This is a genomic window from Pseudomonas sp. BAY1663, from assembly GCF_000582595.1.
In the GTDB taxonomy this organism is placed as follows: Bacteria; Pseudomonadota; Gammaproteobacteria; order Pseudomonadales; family Pseudomonadaceae; genus Stutzerimonas; species Stutzerimonas stutzeri_AF.
This window is the reverse complement of record NZ_AZSV01000011.1, coordinates 1-17,247: the sequence shown is the minus strand read 5'-3', so window position 1 is coordinate 17,247 and position 17,247 is coordinate 1. Positions and strand designations below refer to the sequence as shown.

Sequence of the window (17,247 nt, the reverse complement as noted above, 5' to 3'; positions counted from 1 at the left end):
AGCTGCCACATGGCGACTCGACACCAGTGTTTCCGACAAAACGGCTGCTTATTCCGTTTCATCGTTTGCATTTTTTGTATACAAACGCATAATCCAGTGAGCATTTCTGACCTTTCGGTCAACTACCGGAACAGGATGCGCCTACCATCACCCGCCCCTCGGGAGTACTTGCGCTCCGGGTGATCGACAACAAGAACGATGAGGAACACCCAGTGGAAAGCATCAAGCAGGAACACAAGGCTGCGCACCTGCAGCACAAGGCACCCGGCTGGCTCGACCGCTTCTTCAGGCTCAGCGAGCACCGCACCAGCGTCCGCACCGAGCTGCTCGCCGGCCTGACGACCTTCGTCACCATGGCCTACATCATCTTCGTCAACCCCAACATCATGGCCGACGCCGGCGTCGATCACGGCGCGGCGTTCGTCGCCACCTGCATCGGCGCCGCGCTCGGCTGCTTCCTCATGGGCCTGTACGCCAACTGGCCGGTGGGCCTGGCGCCGGGCATGGGGCTGAACGCCTTCTTCACCTACACGGTGGTCGGCGAGATGGGCTACAGCTGGCAGATCGCCCTCGGTGCGGTGTTCATCTCCGGCGTGCTGTTCATGATCATGAGCCTGTCGCGCATCCGCGAATGGCTGCTCAACAGCATCCCCATGAGCCTGCGCTTCGCCATGGGCGCCGGGGTCGGGCTGTTCCTCGGGCTGATCGGCCTGAAGACCGCCGGCATCGTCGTCGACAGCCCGGCCACGCTGCTGACCATGGGCTCGTTCGGCGAACCCTCGGCGCTGCTGGCGGCGATCTGCTTCCTGCTGATCGCCGTGCTCAGCCACCGCAACGTGTTCGGCGCGATTCTGGTCAGCATGCTCGCGGTCACCGGCATCGGCTGGACGCTGGGGCTGGTGGAGTACAACGGTCTGGTGTCGATGCCGCCGAGCCTGGCACCGACCTGGCTGGCGATGGACATCGCCGGCGCGCTCGACGTGGCGATGATCAGCGTGATCCTCGCCTTCCTCTTCGTGAACATGTTCGACACCGCCGGCACGCTGATGGGCGTGGCGCACCGTGCGCAGCTGGTCGACGCGGACGGCAAGATCCAGAACCTGTCCCGCGCACTGAAAGCCGACAGCACCTCCAGCGTGGTCGGCGCCTTCGTCGGTTGCCCGCCGGTGACCAGCTACGTGGAAAGCGCCTCGGGCGTCGCCGCCGGCGGGCGCACCGGGCTGACCGCGATCACCGTCGGCGTGCTGTTCCTCGCCGCGATGTTCTTCGCCCCGCTGGCCGGCATGATCCCCGCCTACGCCACCGCCGGCGCGCTGATCTACGTGGCGATGCTGATGATGAGCGGCATGGCGCACATCGACTGGGAAGACCTCACCGACACCATCCCGGCGATCGTCACCGTGGTGATGATGCCGCTGACCTTTTCCATCGCCAACGGCATCGCCCTGGGCTTTCTCACCTATGCGACGCTCAAGCTGCTGACCGGCCAGCGCGACAAGGTGTCGATCAGCCTGTATGCGCTCTGTGTCATATTCATCGCCAAATTCGCGTTTCTCTGAACCGGGCCGGCAGCGCCCGGCTCACCACGGCCCCACAGCCTCGCGGTGGGGCTTTTGCTTTGGCTATAGGAGGCCCTCATGACCCTGGAGATGTGGCTGTTGTTCGCGGGTGCGGCGCTGGTGGTGATCCTCATCCCCGGCCCGCTGTCGCTGTTGATGATCAGCAACAGCCTGACCTACGGGGTGCGCCGCTCCTGGCCGGCCTTCCTCGGCGGCGTGACAGCCTCCATCGCCCTGCTCAGCGCCTCGGCGCTGGGCCTCGGCGCGCTGTTGCTGGCCTCGGAGCGGCTGTTCAGCACGCTCAAGCTGGTCGGTGCGCTGTACCTGTTCTACCTGGCCTGGCAGAGCTGGCAGGAGGCGCGCCAGGCACCCGCGGCGCGTGAGATCGAGAGCCCGGCGCTGGCCCCGCGCTTTGGTCGGCTGTTCGGCCGGGCCTTCATTCTCGGTGGCAGCAACCCGAAGGACATCCTGTTCTTCGCCGCCTTCCTGCCGCAGTTCCTCAGCGCGGGGCAGCCGTTGCTGCCGCAGCTGCTGGTGATGATCGTGACCTGGGCGGTGCTGGACCTGTGCTGCAAGCTGGCCTACGGGTTCGGCGCGCAGGGAGCGGCGCGCTATCTGCGCACCGGCAAGGGGCATGTCTGGTTCAACCGGACCAGTGCGGCACTGTTCGGGAGCGCGGGAGCGGCATCGTTGTTGAGCCGGTAAGGCTCGCCGGGCTTTTCCACCTATCGCCTCAGAGCCTGTTCACGATCTCGCGAGCAAAAACAGCATGTGCACATCGGGCCCGTAGGAGCCTGGGGGGGGACGCCGAGTCCTTGCCGGCGATGGATCGCCCGCAAGCGGGCGCCTACAAGGTTTCACCGTGCGCGTGGTGGGTTGAATACGTCCAGCCTGAGTCCACCACACCCCACAAAAAACCCGCCACGCGGGCGGGTAAAGGGACTCAGGGAGAGTCGTTGCACGGTAAACGGATTCAACTACCCCGGTAGGTGGAATAGCTGTAAGGCGAGATCAGCAGCGGCACGTGGTAATGCTCCTGCCCGGCATCGATGCCGAAACGCAGCACCACCACGTCGAGGAACGCCGGCTCGGCCAGTGCGGTTCCACGGCGGCGGTAGTAGTCGCCCGCACTGAACTGCAGCTGGTAGACGCCCGAGCGATAGGTGTCGCCTTCGAGCAGCGGACTGTCGCAACGACCGTCGGCATTGGTTTCGCGCGTGGCGACCCGTTCCAGGCCCTGCGCCTCGACGCGATACAGCTCGACCTTGATACCGCTGCCCGGACAACCGTGGGCAGCATCCAGTACGTGTGTGGTCAAACGGCCCACGGGCACCTCCGCTTCGATGGATGGAATGCGCTGGAGCATAGCATGCGCGCGCAGCCATTCAAGACAATTTCATAATAATCTTGTACACAATCGCAAAGACACGAGCTGGCCCGCTTCCTGCTGGGCTTTCCGGCGGCGGACGACGTGGATTGGCGCGCCTCGCCGGACAAGCGGAGGCAACGGGTGGCAAATTTCTTATTTACAAAGCGCAAATCGTTTTGTATACAATCTCAACATCCGGTCGCCCCTTCACGACCCGCCACACAGGAAGCATCACAGTGAGCGCCGACTACCCACGCGATCTCATCGGTTACGCCAGCAACCCTCCCCATCCGCATTGGCCGGGCGAGGCCCGCATCGCCCTGTCCTTCGTGCTCAATTACGAGGAAGGTGGTGAGCGCTGCGTGTTGCACGGCGACAAGGAGTCCGAGGCGTTCCTCTCCGAGATGGTCGCCGCGCAGCCGCTGCAGGGCGTGCGCCACATGAGCATGGAGTCGCTCTACGAATACGGCAGCCGCGCCGGCGTCTGGCGCCTGCTCAAGCTGTTCGAGCGCCACGATATCCCGCTGACCATCTTCGCCGTGGCCATGGCCGCCCAGCGTCATCCGGAGGTGATCCGCGCGATGGCCGCCGCCGGCCACGAGATCTGCAGCCACGGCTACCGCTGGATCGACTACCAGTACATGGACGAGGCCACCGAGCGCGAGCACATGCTCGAGGCCATCCGCATCCTCACCGAGCTGACCGGCGAACGCCCGGTCGGCTGGTACACCGGGCGCACCGGCCCCAACACCCGGCGCCTGGTGCGCGAGGAAGGCGGCTTCCTCTACGACTCGGACACCTACGACGACGACCTGCCTACTGGGACCCGGAATCGACCCCGGACAAGCCGCACCTGGTGATCCCCTACACGCTGGACACCAACGACATGCGCTTCACCCAGGTGCAGGGCTTCAACAGCGGCGACGACTTCTTCACCTACCTCAAGGACGCCTTCGACGTGCTCTACGCCGAAGGCTGCGACGGCGCGCCGAAGATGCTCTCGATCGGCATGCACTGCCGCCTGCTCGGCCGCCCGGCACGCATCGCCGCGCTGGCGCGCTTCATCGACTACGTGAAGGGCCACGACGGCGTCTGGTTCGCCCGCCGCGCCGATATCGCCCGCCACTGGCACGCCACCCACCCGTTCAAGCAAGAGGGCGCACAATGAGCCGCTTCCAGACCCTGACCCCGTCCCAGCTCGACCGCGACGCGTTCGTCGCCGCCTTCGCCGACATCTACGAGCACTCGCCCTGGGTCGCCGAACAGGCCTACGACCGCGGCGTGGACGCCAGCCTCGACGACATCGACGCCCTGCACCGGCGCATGGCCGACGTCCTCCTCGGCGCGCCGCACGAGGCCCAACTGGCGCTGATCAACGCGCACCCGGACCTCGCCGGCAAGGCCGCCATCCGCGGCGAGCTCACCGCCTCCTCCACCTCGGAACAGGCCGGCGCCGGCATCCATGAGTGCAGCGCCGAGGAATTCGCCCGCTTCACCGAACTCAACGACGCCTACAAGGCCCGGTTCGGCTTCCCCTTCATCAAGGCGGTGAAAGGCAGCAACCGGCACCAGATCCTGGCGGCCTTCGAGGAGCGCATCCACAACACGCCCGCGCAGGAATTCGCCACGGCGCTGGCCGAGATCAACAAGATCGCCCTGTTCCGACTGCAGGCCATGTAGCCGGAACGGGCAAACAGGCAACACCGCAACACAGGCAATAAAGGCAGAAACCGCTCCACTCAACTCAAGGCAGATCGCGATGAAAGCTTACGCCGTACCCTTCGAGAAATACGTCAACCTGGCCGACGCCCGCCTGGGCACCCGCGCCATCTCCGTCACCGACGACTGGTTCGCCGACGTCAACCGGCTGTTCCAGCCGACGCCGGCCGTATGGAAGGAGGGCGTGTTCGATGACAACGGCAAGTGGATGGACGGCTGGGAATCGCGCCGCAAGCGGTTCGAGGGCTACGACCACGCGGTGATCCGCCTGGGCGTGCCGGGCTGGATCAAGGGCGTTGACATCGACACCAGCCACTTCACCGGCAATTTCCCGCCGTCGGCATCGCTGGAGGCCTGCTTCGTCGCCGAGGGCGACCCGACCGACGCCACCGTCTGGACGGAAATCCTCCCGGCGGTGGAGCTTCAGGCAACAGCCATCACTACCACGAGATCGCCTTCGAGCAGCCGATCAGCCACCTGCGCTTCAACATCTATCCGGATGGCGGCGTGGCGCGCCTGCGCGTGCACGGCATCCCGTTCCGCGACTGGAGCGCCATCGGCGACAACCAGCAGGTCGATCTGGCCGCCGCGCTCAACGGCGGTCGCGCCCTGGCCTGCTCCGACGAGCACTTCGGCCGCATGAGCAACATCCTCAACCCGAATCGTGGCGAGAACATGGGCGACGGCTGGGAAACCGCGCGCCGCCGCACCCCGGGCAACGACTGGGTGATCGTCGCCCTCGGCCATCCGGGCGAGATCGAGCGCATCGTCGTCGACACCCTGCACTTCAAGGGCAACTACCCGGACAGCTGCTCGATCCAGGCGGCCTACGTCAAGGGCGGCACCGACAGCCAGATCGAGACCCAGAGCCTGTTCTGGCGCGAGCTGCTGCCGAGCCAGAAACTGCAGATGCACGCCGAGCACGAGTTTGCCGAGCAGATCGCCCCGCTCGGCCCGGTGACCCACGTGCGCCTGAACATCTTCCCGGACGGCGGCGTCAGCCGGCTGCGCCTGTTCGGCAAGGTAGCGCGCTAACGGCTACGGCGGCGGCATCGGTCAGATTCCGCTCCATGCGTAGGCACATAACCCTGTAGGAGCGAGCTTGCTCGCGAATGACGCAACCCAGGATCGCGAGCAAGCTCGCTCCTACATCCTCCAGACAACGAGAACAGCATGCGCACATTGACCATCGAACCGCTGACCAAGGACGCCTTCGCCCCCTTCGGCGACGTCATCGAGACCGACGGCAGCGAGTATTTCATGATCAACAACGGCTCCACCCGTCGCTACCACAAGCTGGCGACGGTGGAGACCGCGCAGCCGGAAGACCGCGCGATCATCAGCATCTTCGCCGCCGAGGCGCTCGAGATGCCGCTGGCCATCCGCATGCTGGAGCGCCATCCGCTGGGCAGCCAGGCCTTCGTGCCGCTGCTCGGCCACCCCTTTCTGGTCGTGGTCGCGCCACCTGGCGATGCACCTGTACCGGGCCACGTCCGCGCATTCGTCAGCAATGGCAGGCAGGGCGTCAATTACCACCGCGGCGTCTGGCACCACCCGGTGCTGACGATCGAAAAGCGGGATGAATTCCTGGTGGTCGATCGCAGCGGTTCTGGCAACAACTGCGACGAGTACTTCTTCACGGAGAGTGAACAGCTTCTCCTCGACCCCCAATCGGAATCGCGCTGAGCATCTGCCGCGTCCGCGACGTGCTCGAGCCGGTTCCCACAAGAAGAAACAGCGGCCGCTTCGCCGGCCGTGCGAGAGGTAAACAAAAGTGGACGCACATCTGACCGAATGGCTGAACCTGGGTATTCGCTGGATTCACATGATCGTCGGCATCGCTGGATCGGTGCCTCTTTCTATTTCGTCTGGCTGGAGAACAACCTCAACCGCAGCAACCCTCGCGAAGGGCTCTCGGGTGACCTCTGGGCCATCCACGGTGGCGGCATCTACCACCTGGAGAAATACAAGCTGGCCCCGCCGCAGATGCCGGAGAACCTCCACTGGTTCAAGTGGGAGGCCTACACCACCTGGCTCTCGGGCGTCGCCCTGCTGATGGTGGTCTACTACCTCAACCCGAGCCTCTACCTGATCGCGCCGGGCAGCGAGCTGTCCCCGGCCGCCGCCATCGCCATCGGCTTCGGCTCGCTGATCGTCGGCTGGTTCATCTACGACCTGCTCTGCGACTCGCCGCTGGGCAAGACGCCGGTCCTGCTCGGCCTGGTGCTGTTCGTGCTGGTGATCGCCGCCTGCTGGGGCTACTCGCAGATCTTCAGCGGCCGCGCGGCCTACATCCACACCGGCGCGCTGATCGGCACCATCATGGTCGGCAACGTGTTCCGCATCATCATGCCGGCCCAGCGCGCGCTGGTGGCGGCCATCGAGCAGAATCGCACGCCCGATCCGGTGCTGCCGGCCAAGGGCCTGCTGCGCTCGCGGCACAACAACTACTTCACCCTGCCGGTGCTGTTCATCATGATCAGCAACCACTTCCCGAGCACCTACGGCAGCCAGTACAACTGGCTGATCCTCGCCGCCCTCGGCGCGCTGTCGGTGCTGGCGCGGCACTACTTCAACACCCGCCATGACAGCAACCGCTTCGCCTGGGCGCTACCGGCCGCCGCGGTGGGCATGATCTGCCTGGCCTTCGTCACCTCGCCCGTGCGCCAGCCCGCCGCGCCGGATGTCGCCGCCAGTACCCCGCAGGCGGCCGGCAGCGCGCAGCAACAGGGCAGCGACGACTTCGCCAAGGTCAGCCAGGTGATCCACGAGCGCTGCACCGTCTGCCACTCGGCGCAGCCGAGCAGCCCGATGTTCAGCGCCGCGCCGGCCGGGGTGATGTTCGATACGCCGCAGCAGATCCGCCAGTTGGCACCGAAGATCCACGCGCAGAGCGTCGCCAGCCAGATCATGCCGCTGGGCAACATCACCCAGATGACCCAGGACGAGCGCGACCTGCTCGCCAGCTGGATCGCCAAGGGCGCCAGCATCGACTGACGCCGCCGGGCCGTTCTCCCACGGGTACGGCCCGCCCCCTTCCAACAAGAGCCAACACGACCGCACAACGAAATACCCGGCCCCTCCGAGAGGGGGCTATCGCGACCGCCAACAACAAGAATCGCCCGAGGTGTTTTGCATGAACGACGTCAACGAGCCGGCCGGCGCCTCGCGCCGGCTGCCGCCCCTGCAACTGCTCCTGGTGAGCCTGCAGCACGTGCTGCTGATGTACGGCGGCGCCGTCGCCGTCCCACTGATCGTCGGCCAAGCGGCCGGCCTGCCCCGCGAGGACATCGCCCTGCTGATCAACGCCGACCTGCTGGTGGCCGGCATCGCCACGCTGGTGCAGTCGCTGGGCATCGGCCCGGCCGGCATCCGCATGCCGGTAATGATGGGCGCCAGTTTCGCCGCGGTGAGCAGCATGGTGGTCATGGCCGGCATGCCCGGCGTCGGCCTGCCCGGCATCTTCGGCGCCACCATCGCCGCCGGGCTGTTCGGGCTGCTGATCGCGCCCTTCGTCTGCAAGATCGTGCGCTTCTTCCCGCCGCTGGTGACCGGCACGGTGATCACCTCGATCGGCCTCTCGCTGTTCCCAGTGGCGGTCAACTGGGCAGGCGGCGGCAGCGGCGCGTCGCAGTTCGGCGCCCTGCACTATCTCGGCATCGCCGCGGCGGTGCTGCTCACCATCCTGCTGATCAACCAGTTCCTGCGCGGCTTCTGGGTCAACGTCTCGGTGCTGATCGGCATGGCGCTGGGCTATGTGCTGGCCGCCAGCCTGGGCATGGTCGATCTCTCGGGGCTGGCCCAGGCACCGAGTCTGCAGGTGGTGGCGCCGAACCACTTCGGCGCGCCGACGTTCTCGCTCGCGCCGATCCTGTCGATGTGCCTGGTGGTGGTGATCATCTTCGTCGAGTCGGCCGGCATGTTCCTCGCGCTCGGCAAGATCACCGGCGAGAGCATCGATCCCAAACGCCTGCGCCGCGGCCTGCTGTGCGACGCCGGCGCCACCTTCCTGGCCGGTTTCATGAACACCTTCACCCATTCCTCGTTCGCGCAGAACATCGGCCTGGTGCAGATGACCGGCGTGCGCAGCCGCTACGTCACCGCCCTGGCCGGGGTGATCCTCGTCAGCCTCAGCCTGCTGCCCAAGGCCGCCTTCCTGGTCGCGTCGATTCCGGCCGCCGTGCTCGGCGGCGCCGGCATCGCGATGTTCGGCATGGTGGCGGCCACCGGCATCAGGATCCTGCAGGAAGCCGACATCGGCGATCGCCGCAACCAGCTGCTGGTCGCCGTGAGCATCGGCCTGGGCATGGTGCCGGTGGTGCGCCCGGAATTCTTTGCCCAGCTGCCGCACTGGATGGAACCGATCACCCACAGCGGCATCGCCGTGGCCACCCTCAGCGCGGTGACCCTCAACCTGCTGTTCAACGTGCTCGGCGGCGCCGAGCGCGGCGCGCTGACGGGCGCCAGCGCGGGTCATCGCTGAGACTGCGCATTCGTCGCAGGCCAGAGGCCCGCCATCGCGCGGGCCTCGTCCTTTTTACCGGGCCGATTGCGTTCGATCGCCCGTTGTCATGCCGGCTTGGCTAAAATGCGCCGCCCCTGCCCTGCCGGATGCCACCGATGTTAGAAGCCAGCTGGATCGCCTTCGCCTTCACCCTGGGCCTATTCGCCCGTGCCATCGGCCTGCCGCCGCTGATCGGCTATCTGGGCGCCGGCTTCGCCCTGGCCGCGATCGGCGAACATGTCGGCGTGGGCAAGCAGGACGGTGTGATTCTCCAGCACCTGGCGCACCTCGGCGTGCTCCTGCTGCTGTTCACCGTCGGCCTCAAGCTCAAGCTGGGCAACCTGGTGCGCCGCGAGGTGATCGGCGGCAGCCTGCTGCACTTCGCCATTTCCAGCGTGCTGGTGCTGCCGGCGATCGTGCTGTTCTTCGATGCCAGCTGGCAGGACAGCCTGCTGCTGGCCATCGGCCTGTCCTTTTCCAGTACCGTGCTGGCGGCCAAGGTGCTGGAGGGCAAGCGTGAACTGCGCGCCTTCCACGGCCGGGTGGCGATCGGCGTACTGATCATCCAGGACCTGATCGCCCTGGTGGTGATGAGCCTGGCCAGCGGCAAGACCCCGTCGGCCTGGGCGCTGCTGGTGTTCCTGCTGCCGCTGCTGCGGCCGCTGCTGTTCCGCCTGCTCGACCACAGCGGCCACGAGGAACTGCTGGTCCTGCTCGGCCTGATGCTGGCGCTGGTGGTCGGCGGCGCGGGATTCGAGGCGGTCGGGCTGAGCTCGGAACTCGGCGCCCTGGCCTTCGGCGCCATGCTCGCCAAGCATCCGCGCGCCACCGAGCTGTCCAATTCGCTGTGGGCGATCAAGGAAGTCTTCCTGGTCGGGTTTTTCCTGCAGATCGGCATCGGCGGCCTGCCGGATGCCAACGCGATGATCTTCGCCGCCGTGGTGGCGCTGCTGCTTCCACTCAAGGGCGTGCTGTTCTTCTTCCTCTTCCTCAGCTTCCGCCTGCGTGCGCGCAGCGCCTTCCTCAGCGCCGCGAGCCTGACCAACTACAGCGAGTTCGGCCTGATCGTCGCCAGCGTGGTGCTGCCGCAGTGGCTGACGCCGCTGGCGATCAGCGTGGCACTGTCGTTCGTGATTTCGGCGCAGCTCAACCGCGTCGCCCACCCACTGTACGAGCGCCTGGCCAAGCGGCTGATCCCGCTGGAGCGCGACATCCGCCACCCCGACGAACAGCCGGTGTCGCTGGGCTGCGCGCAGATCCTGGTGATGGGCATGGGTCGTACCGGACGCGCCGCCTACGATCACCTGCAGCGCAAGGGCTTCCGCCTGGCCAGCCTGGACTCCGACCCGGTGATGGTGGAGCGCAACGCCAAGGAAGGCCGCAACGTGTTCTTCGCCGATGCCGAAGACCAGCTGTTCTGGCAGAACCTGGCGATGAACGACGTGCAGGCCGTGGTGCTGGCGATGAACGATCCCGAGGCCAAGATCATTTCCACCACCAAGCTGCGCGCCATCGGCTTCAAGGGCCTGATCGTGTCCCATGCCATGTACGAGGACATCGCCCTGCGCATCCAGGCCGCCGGCGCGGACCACACCTACCTGACCATGACCGAGGCCGGCACCGGCCTGGCCGAGAACGTCGCCCGGGAGCTGCAGCCGCAGGCCTGAGCGCCGCGCCGGGACGATTGCATTGTTCGGAAACACAACGGCGGCCGCAGATCGTGCCGGCCGGCAAGCACTTGGGTAAGCTTCGACGGCATCGGACCATCCAGAGGCGCCGGCCATGCCCGACCGCTCGACCACCCGCCCCCGCGAACAGTCGCAACCGAGCTGGCACACCCTGCCGGCCGCCGGAGTCGAAACGCAGTTGCAAAGCGGCCCGGCCGGGCTGGCGGACGACGAAGTGGCGCGGCGCATCGGCCAGTACGGTCCCAACCGCCTCACCCCGTCCAAGCGCCGCAGCACGCTGATGCGGCTGCTGATGCAGTTCCACAACATCCTGCTCTACGTGATGCTCGGCGCGGCGCTGATCACCGCCATCCTCGGCCACTGGGTCGATACCGGCGTGCTGCTCGCCGCCGTGGTGATCAATGCCATCATCGGCTTCATCCAGGAAGGCAAGGCCGAGGCCGCGCTGGACGCCATCCGCGCCATGCTCTCGCCGCATGCCACGGTGGTGCGCGGCGGCGAGCGCCGGCAGATAGACGCCGCCGAGCTGGTGCCGGGCGACCGCGTGCTGCTGGTTTCCGGCGACCGCGTGCCGGCCGACCTGCGCCTGCTGAAGGTGAAGGAACTGCGCGTCGAGGAGGCCGCGCTCACCGGCGAGTCCCTGCCGGTGGAAAAAGGCACCGAGGCGGTGGCCGCCGACGCGCCGCTCGGCGATCGCTACGGCATGGCCTACTCCGGCACGCTGGTGGTATTCGGCCAGGCGACCGGTATCGTCGTCGCCACCGGCGCGGCGACCGAGCTGGGCAAGATCAACCAGATGCTCACCGGCATCCGCAACCTGACCACCCCATTGCTGCGCCAGGTGGATCATTTCGGCCGCTGGCTGGCCTTTGCCGTGCTGGCCGCCTCCGCCGCCACCTTCGTCCTCGGCACGCTCTGGCGCGGCCATGCGGCCGCCGACATGTTCATGATGGTGGTGGCCCTGGCCGCCTCGGCGATTCCCGAGGGCCTGCCGGCGATCATGACCGTCACCCTGGCCCTGGGCGTGCAGCGCATGGCCCAGCGCAACGCGATCATCCGGCGCCTGCCGGCGGTGGAAACCCTGGGCTCGGTGACGGTGATCTGCTCCGACAAGACCGGCACCCTCACCCGCAACGAGATGACCGTGCAGCGGGTGGTCAGCGCCGATCACGTATTCGACGTCTCCGGGGTGGGCTACGAGCCCGTGGGCGATTGCCGCCTCGACGACAAGATCGTCGATCCCGAACATTACCCCGCGCTGGCGCTGGCGATCCGCACCGGCGTGCTGTGCAACGATGCCCACCTCCAGCAGCAGGCCCACCAGTGGCGCGTCATGGGCGACCCCACCGAGGGCGCGCTGCTGGTGCTGGGCAGCAAGGTCGGCTTCAGCCGGCACGTGGCCGACGGCGCCTGGCCGCGGCTGGATTCGATTCCTTTCGAGTCGCAGCACCGTTTCATGGCCTCCTACCACCATGATAGCGACGGCGCGCCCTGGATCTTCGTCAAGGGCGCGCCCGAACGCCTCCTGGACATCTGCGACAGCCAGGCCGGCCATGCTGGCGACCAGCCCATCGACCGCGACTACTGGCGGCGCATGGCGAGCGACACCGCGGCCAAGGGCCTGCGCCTGCTGGCGCTGGCCTGCAAGCGCGCCGCGCCGGCGAACGGCCAGCTGGCTTTCGCCGACGTCGAAACCGGCTACACCCTGCTGGCACTGGTCGGCATCATCGACCCGCCGCGCGAGGAGGCCATCGTCGCGGTGGACGAATGCCATCGGGCCGGTATCCGCGTGAAGATGATCACCGGCGACCACGCCGAGACCGCGCGGGCCATCGGCGCCCAGCTCGCCATCGGCGTCGGCAAGCCGGCGGTGACCGGTGCCGAAGTGGCGCTGATGGACGAGGCCGCCCTGCGCCAGGTCGCCATGGACGTCGACGTGTTCGCCCGCGCCAGCCCGGAACACAAGCTGCGCCTGGTGCAGGCCCTGCAGGACGGCGGCCAGGTGGTGGCCATGACCGGCGACGGGGTCAACGATGCGCCGGCGCTCAAGCGCGCCGACGTCGGCGTGGCCATGGGCCTGAAGGGCACCGAGGCGGCCAAGGAGGCCGCGGACATGGTGCTCGCCGACGACAACTTCGCCACCATCGCCTCCGCCGTGCGCGAAGGCCGCGCGGTCTACGACAACCTGAAGAAGTTCATCCTGTTCATGCTGCCCACCAACGGAGGCGAGGCGCTGGTGGTGATCGCGGCGATCCTCTTCGAACTCACCCTGCCGCTGACGCCGGCGCAGGTGCTGTGGATCAACATGGTCACCTCCAGCACCCTGGGCCTGGCGCTGGCCTTCGAGCCGGCCGAACGCGGCATCATGGGCCGCCGGCCGCGCCCGCCGGGCGAGGCCCTGCTGTCGGGCTTCTTCGTCTGGCGGGTGCTGATGGTGTCGGTGCTGATGATGACCGGCGCCCTCGGCCTGTTCCTCTGGGAAATGCACAGCAGCGGCAACGTCGAGGCGGCGCGCACCATGGCGGTCAATGCGGTGGTGATGGCGGAGATGTTCTACCTGCTCAACAGCCGCTCGATCCTCGCCTCGGTCGTCAACCGCCAGGGCCTGACGGGCAATCCCTACGTGCTGCTGGCCATCGCCGCCTGCATTCCCCTGCAACTGGCCTTCACCCACGCGCCGCTCATGCAGTCGATCTTCGCTTCGACCGCTCTGTCGCCGCTGCAGTGGGGCCAGGTGGTCTGCGCCGGCCTGCTGGTGTTCGCCATGGCGGAACTGGAAAAGCTGGTGATCCGCCATACGCCGCTGGCCGCGCGAATAGCACCGGCCGGTGCACGCTGAGCCGCGCGCGGCGGCCCTGTTCGAAGCCGGACGGCACGCTCCGGTCCGGCTTCGCAACGGGCGTCAATCCCCCGTCACCGAGCGGCCAGCGGCGCATAAAAATTGTGCACAATATTAAAATTAATTGTTTATTAGCCTGTCTACAGATTGCTATAGTCCGAACATCCTGACCGACCGAACAGGTTTCGGCGGCCAGCGAAAGAGGTGCCGTGAAGCCTCGCAAGCCCATGACCGTACAACAACAAATGGCAGGCTTAACAATGACCGCAACCGAAACCAGGAGCGGCAGCGCTCCGCAAGCGAACCAGGACCTCATCTACCAGCTGGAGGACCGGCCCGCCCCGCTTCCCGCCATCTTCGCCGCCGTGCAGCACGTCCTGGCGAGTTTCGTCGGCATCATCACCCCCACCCTGATCATCGGCAGCGTGCTCGGCCTCGGCCAGTACGTGCCCTACCTGGTCAGCATGGCGCTGTTCGTCTCCGGCATCGGCACCTTCATCCAGGCCAGGCGCATCGGTCCCATCGGCGCCGGCATGCTCTGCCTGCAGGGCACCAGCTTCGGCTTCCTCAGCGCCATCCTCGCGGCCGGCTTCATCGTCAAGGGCCGTGGCGGCAGTCCCGAGGACATCCTCGCCACGCTGTTCGGCATCGGCTTCTGCGCCGCCTTCGTCGAGATCGCCTTCAGCCAGTGCATCAACAAACTGCGGCGGGTGATCACCCCGGTGGTCACCGGCACCATCATCTGCCTGATGGGCCTCTCGCTGATCAAGGTCTCGATGACCGACATCGCCGGCGGCTACGGCGCCGAGGACCCCGGCGCCTTGCGCAACCTGGCGCTGGCCGGGCTGGTGCTGGGCACCATCATCGTGCTCAACCGCTTCGGCATGCCGCTGCTGCGGCTGTCGGCGGTGATCGTCGCGCTGACCATCGGCTATTTCGCCGCCTGGCTGATGGGCCTGGTGGATTTCTCCAGCCTCGCCACGCTGCCGACGTTCAGCGTGCCGCAGCCGTTCAGGTTCGGCTTCGCCTTCGACTGGATGGCCTTCATCCCGATCGCGGTGATCTTCCTCATCACCCCGCTGGAAACCGCCGGGGACCTGACCGCCAATTCGATGATCTCGCGCCAGCCGGTCCGTGGCCCGCTGTACCTGCGGCGGATCAGGGGCGGCATTCTCGGCGACGGCTGCAGTTCGGTGATCGCCGCGGTATTCAACAGCCTGCCGATGACCACCTTCAGCCAGAACAACGGCGTGATCCAGCTGACCGGGGTCGCCAGCCGCCACGTCGGCCGCTACATCGCGGCGATCCTGATCCTGCTGGCGCTGTTTCCGGCGGTGGGTGGCGTGCTGCAGGCGATGCCCAAGCCGGTCCTCGGCGGCGCCACGCTGATCATGTTCGGCACCGTCGCCATCGCCGGCATCAAGATCCTCGCCGAAGCCGGCCTGAACCGCCGCAACATGCTCATCGTCTCGATCTCGCTGGGCCTCGGGCTCGGCGTCGCGGCGGTACCCGAGGTGCTCAGTCATCTGCCTGAAGTATTGAAGAATATTTTCGGCTCGCCGATTACCATCGGCGCCTTCAGCGCGATCCTGCTCAATCTCTTCCTGCCGCGTGAGCCGGGCGAAGAGGACGTCTTCGACCCCGAAGAGCTGATCGAGGATGCCGTGGGCACCAACACCCTGTCGGTGAACATCCCCGATTACCGGGAGCACGACGGCCACCGCCGCGACGCCATGCCACAGGCCGCCAGGGCCGATTCCACCGGCTGAACGGCGCACGCCTCGCTTCCCGCCGCCGCGACCTTCGCCCAGAATACGCGCCCGGTCGCGCTCGGCCTCGCCCGATAAAAAAACACACAGGAACCCTCCACATGCAACTGAAGACTGCCCCACTCTGCCTCGCCCTCAGCGGCGCCCTGATCGCGACCCCGGCGCTGGCCGGCGACCTGCTGCACTGGCAGGACAACAGCCTGACCTACCTGTACGGCAAGGACTACAAGATCGACCCGGACACCCAGCAGACCGTCACCTTCGAGCACGCCAGCGGCTGGGCCTGGGGCGACATGTTCCTGTTCGTCGACAACATCTGGTTCAACGGCGTCAGCGGTAACGACGGCCACACCTACTACGGCGAATTCAGCCCGCGCCTGTCGCTGGGCAAGATCAGCGGCCGCGAGCTGTCGTTCGGCCCGGTCAAGGACGTGCTGGTCGCCGCCACCTACGAACGCGGCGAAAGCTCGGCCGACGGCGTGCCGAACCAGAACTACCTGCTCGGCCCGGCGGTGGACCTGGAGCTGCCCGGCTTCGACCGCTTCGCCCTCAACCTCTACTACCGCAAGCCCGATGGCTCAACCGGGCGCGCCTCCGGCCAGTGGCAGGTCACCCCGACCTGGGCCATGACCTTCCCGGTCGGCAAGTCCGACATCCTCTTCGACGGCTTCATCGACTGGGTGGTCAACGACGCCGGCTCCGAGTCGCGTGGCGACTTCCTCTCGAAGAACCTGCACATCGTGCCGCAGATCAAGTACGACCTGGGCAAGGCGCTGGACTACACACCGGGCAAGCTCTACGTCGGTATCGAGTACGACTACTGGTCGGACAAGTACGGCATCGAAGACGGTGGCTACGTCAGCCGCAACTTCGTTGGCAAGACCGACCAGAACACCTTCAGCGCCATCGTCAAGGCGCACTTCTAAGCGTCACGGCGAAGGGGCCAGCCCCCTTCGCCCGCCGCCCGGCGCTGGGTTGAGCGTCTCGCGAAGCCGGTGCTAGCATGCCGGCGGTCGTCGGCAAGCGACGGCAGCCAGCGAAAAGGCCCTATGTCCAGTATCCGTGAGCGCAACAAAGAGCTGATCCTGAAAGCCGCCAGCGAGGAATTCGCCGAGAAGGGCTTCGCCGCCACCAAGACCAGCGACATCGCCGCCCGCGCCGGGCTGCCCAAGCCCAACGTCTACTACTACTTCAAGTCCAAGGAAAACCTCTATCGCGAGGTACTGGAAAGCATCGTCGAGCCGCTGCTCGAAGCCTCGGCCCCGTTCAACCAGCCGGGCCATCCGGCCGAGGTGCTACGGGCCTACATCCGCACCAAGATCCGCATCTCCCGCGATCACGCCTGTGCATCCAAGGTGTTCGCCAGCGAGATCATGCACGGCGCCCCGCACCTGTCGCCGGAGCGCACCGCGCAGCTCAATGCCCAGGCTGCGCACAACATCGCCTGCATCCAGTGCTGGATCGACCAGGGCCTGATGGCCGACGTCGACCCGCATCACCTGCTGTTCAGCATCTGGGCAGCGACCCAAACCTACGCCGATTTCGACTGGCAGATCAGCACCGTCACCGGCAAGGCCCGCCTCGACGACGCCGATTACAACGCCGCTGCCGAGACCATCATCCGCATGGTGATCAAAGGCTGCGAGGTGAGTGACACCGCCGCGCCCGACTGAGCCTCCCGGTGCTTGCAGCCATAAAAAGAGGCTCGATATCGGACTGGCAAGATTGGGTGATGGTGCTGCTGTTCGGTTTGTCTGGAAGTTTGTCGTTAAATCGATTATCGAGTGTGCTGATACTTCC

Annotated in this window: 12 protein-coding genes and 3 pseudogenes; 14 read left to right on the top strand and 1 reads right to left on the bottom strand. The window is 66.6% G+C overall.

Going from position 1 to position 17,247, the window contains the following annotated elements:
• The first annotated feature begins 212 nt into the window (after positions 1-212).
• Both BAY1663_RS05320 and BAY1663_RS05315 read left to right on the top strand, forming a co-directional pair.
• The gene (locus BAY1663_RS05320; RefSeq protein ID WP_037038443.1) at positions 213-1,559 is read left to right on the top strand and encodes an NCS2 family permease; all 1,347 of its coding nucleotides are present in this window, start codon (positions 213-215) and stop codon (positions 1,557-1,559) included.
• A 78-nt stretch (positions 1,560-1,637) separates the two neighbouring features.
• Positions 1,638-2,264, top strand: a complete 627-nt coding sequence (locus BAY1663_RS05315; protein ID WP_037038397.1) for a LysE family translocator — start codon at positions 1,638-1,640, stop codon at positions 2,262-2,264.
• Between the two features lie 268 nt (positions 2,265-2,532).
• On the opposite strand, the gene uraH is transcribed toward BAY1663_RS05315, so the two are convergent.
• Entirely contained in the window at positions 2,533-2,886 is a 354-nt protein-coding gene (gene uraH, locus BAY1663_RS05310; RefSeq protein WP_037038442.1) for a hydroxyisourate hydrolase, read from the bottom strand.
• Positions 2,887-3,164: 278 nt separating this feature from the next.
• Here uraH and puuE point away from each other — a divergent pair.
• The 12 genes and pseudogenes from puuE (at position 3,165) to BAY1663_RS05255 (ending at position 17,120) form a co-directional block, all read left to right on the top strand.
• Positions 3,165-4,096: pseudogene (gene puuE, locus BAY1663_RS05305) on the top strand (allantoinase PuuE).
• A complete protein-coding gene (gene uraD / locus BAY1663_RS05300; RefSeq protein WP_037038396.1) occupies positions 4,093-4,608 on the top strand; it encodes a 2-oxo-4-hydroxy-4-carboxy-5-ureidoimidazoline decarboxylase in 516 nt (171 codons plus the stop codon). Before puuE ends, uraD begins: the two are co-directional and overlap by 4 nt.
• Positions 4,609-4,687: 79 nt before the next feature.
• A pseudogene (locus BAY1663_RS25005) lies at positions 4,688-5,118 on the top strand (allantoicase); the annotation flags it as partial.
• A complete protein-coding gene (alc, locus tag BAY1663_RS25000; RefSeq protein ID WP_371257588.1) occupies positions 5,002-5,682 on the top strand; it encodes an allantoicase in 681 nt (226 codons plus the stop codon). The pseudogene BAY1663_RS25005 and the gene alc, both read left to right, overlap by 117 nt.
• Positions 5,683-5,820: 138 nt before the next feature.
• Entirely contained in the window at positions 5,821-6,333 is a 513-nt protein-coding gene (locus BAY1663_RS05290) for an ureidoglycolate lyase (protein WP_037038395.1), read from the top strand.
• Positions 6,334-6,421: 88 nt separating this feature from the next.
• A pseudogene (locus tag BAY1663_RS05285) lies at positions 6,422-7,644 on the top strand (urate hydroxylase PuuD).
• Positions 7,645-7,783: 139 nt separating this feature from the next.
• Positions 7,784-9,130 carry a nucleobase:cation symporter-2 family protein gene (locus tag BAY1663_RS05280; RefSeq protein ID WP_037038394.1) on the top strand — a complete coding sequence of 449 codons (1,347 nt, stop codon included), beginning with the start codon at positions 7,784-7,786 and terminating at the stop codon, positions 9,128-9,130.
• A gap of 137 nt (positions 9,131-9,267) precedes the next feature.
• Complete coding sequence (locus BAY1663_RS05275) at positions 9,268-10,818, top strand: cation:proton antiporter family protein (RefSeq protein WP_037038393.1); 1,551 nt, start codon at positions 9,268-9,270, stop codon at positions 10,816-10,818.
• Positions 10,819-10,933: 115 nt separating this feature from the next.
• Positions 10,934-13,678 (top strand): cation-transporting P-type ATPase, encoded by a 2,745-nt coding sequence (locus tag BAY1663_RS05270; RefSeq protein ID WP_037038392.1) that lies wholly within the window; start codon positions 10,934-10,936, stop codon positions 13,676-13,678.
• Between the two features lie 260 nt (positions 13,679-13,938).
• A complete protein-coding gene (locus BAY1663_RS05265; RefSeq protein WP_177325794.1) occupies positions 13,939-15,447 on the top strand; it encodes a uracil-xanthine permease family protein in 1,509 nt (502 codons plus the stop codon).
• Positions 15,448-15,548: 101 nt separating this feature from the next.
• Positions 15,549-16,373 (top strand): outer membrane protein OmpK, encoded by an 825-nt coding sequence (locus BAY1663_RS05260; RefSeq protein ID WP_037038391.1) that lies wholly within the window; start codon positions 15,549-15,551, stop codon positions 16,371-16,373.
• A gap of 123 nt (positions 16,374-16,496) precedes the next feature.
• The gene (locus BAY1663_RS05255) at positions 16,497-17,120 is read left to right on the top strand and encodes a TetR/AcrR family transcriptional regulator (RefSeq protein WP_037038390.1); all 624 of its coding nucleotides are present in this window, start codon (positions 16,497-16,499) and stop codon (positions 17,118-17,120) included.
• The last annotated feature ends 127 nt before the right edge of the window (positions 17,121-17,247 follow it).

What these genes read in the sequence shown, in the direction of transcription:
- BAY1663_RS05315 (WP_037038397.1), top strand. Translation starts at nt 1,638, where the DNA reads ATGACCCTGGAGATGTGGCTGTTGTTCGCGGGTGCGGCGCTGGTGGTG.
- uraD (WP_037038396.1), top strand. Translation starts at nt 4,093, where the DNA reads ATGAGCCGCTTCCAGACCCTGACCCCGTCCCAGCTCGACCGCGACGCG.
- BAY1663_RS05290 (WP_037038395.1), top strand. Translation starts at nt 5,821, where the DNA reads ATGCGCACATTGACCATCGAACCGCTGACCAAGGACGCCTTCGCCCCC.
- BAY1663_RS05280 (WP_037038394.1), top strand. Translation starts at nt 7,784, where the DNA reads ATGAACGACGTCAACGAGCCGGCCGGCGCCTCGCGCCGGCTGCCGCCC.
- BAY1663_RS05275 (WP_037038393.1), top strand. Translation starts at nt 9,268, where the DNA reads ATGTTAGAAGCCAGCTGGATCGCCTTCGCCTTCACCCTGGGCCTATTC.
- BAY1663_RS05270 (WP_037038392.1), top strand. Translation starts at nt 10,934, where the DNA reads ATGCCCGACCGCTCGACCACCCGCCCCCGCGAACAGTCGCAACCGAGC.
- BAY1663_RS05265 (WP_177325794.1), top strand. Translation starts at nt 13,939, where the DNA reads ATGACCGCAACCGAAACCAGGAGCGGCAGCGCTCCGCAAGCGAACCAG.
- BAY1663_RS05260 (WP_037038391.1), top strand. Translation starts at nt 15,549, where the DNA reads ATGCAACTGAAGACTGCCCCACTCTGCCTCGCCCTCAGCGGCGCCCTG.
- BAY1663_RS05255 (WP_037038390.1), top strand. Translation starts at nt 16,497, where the DNA reads ATGTCCAGTATCCGTGAGCGCAACAAAGAGCTGATCCTGAAAGCCGCC.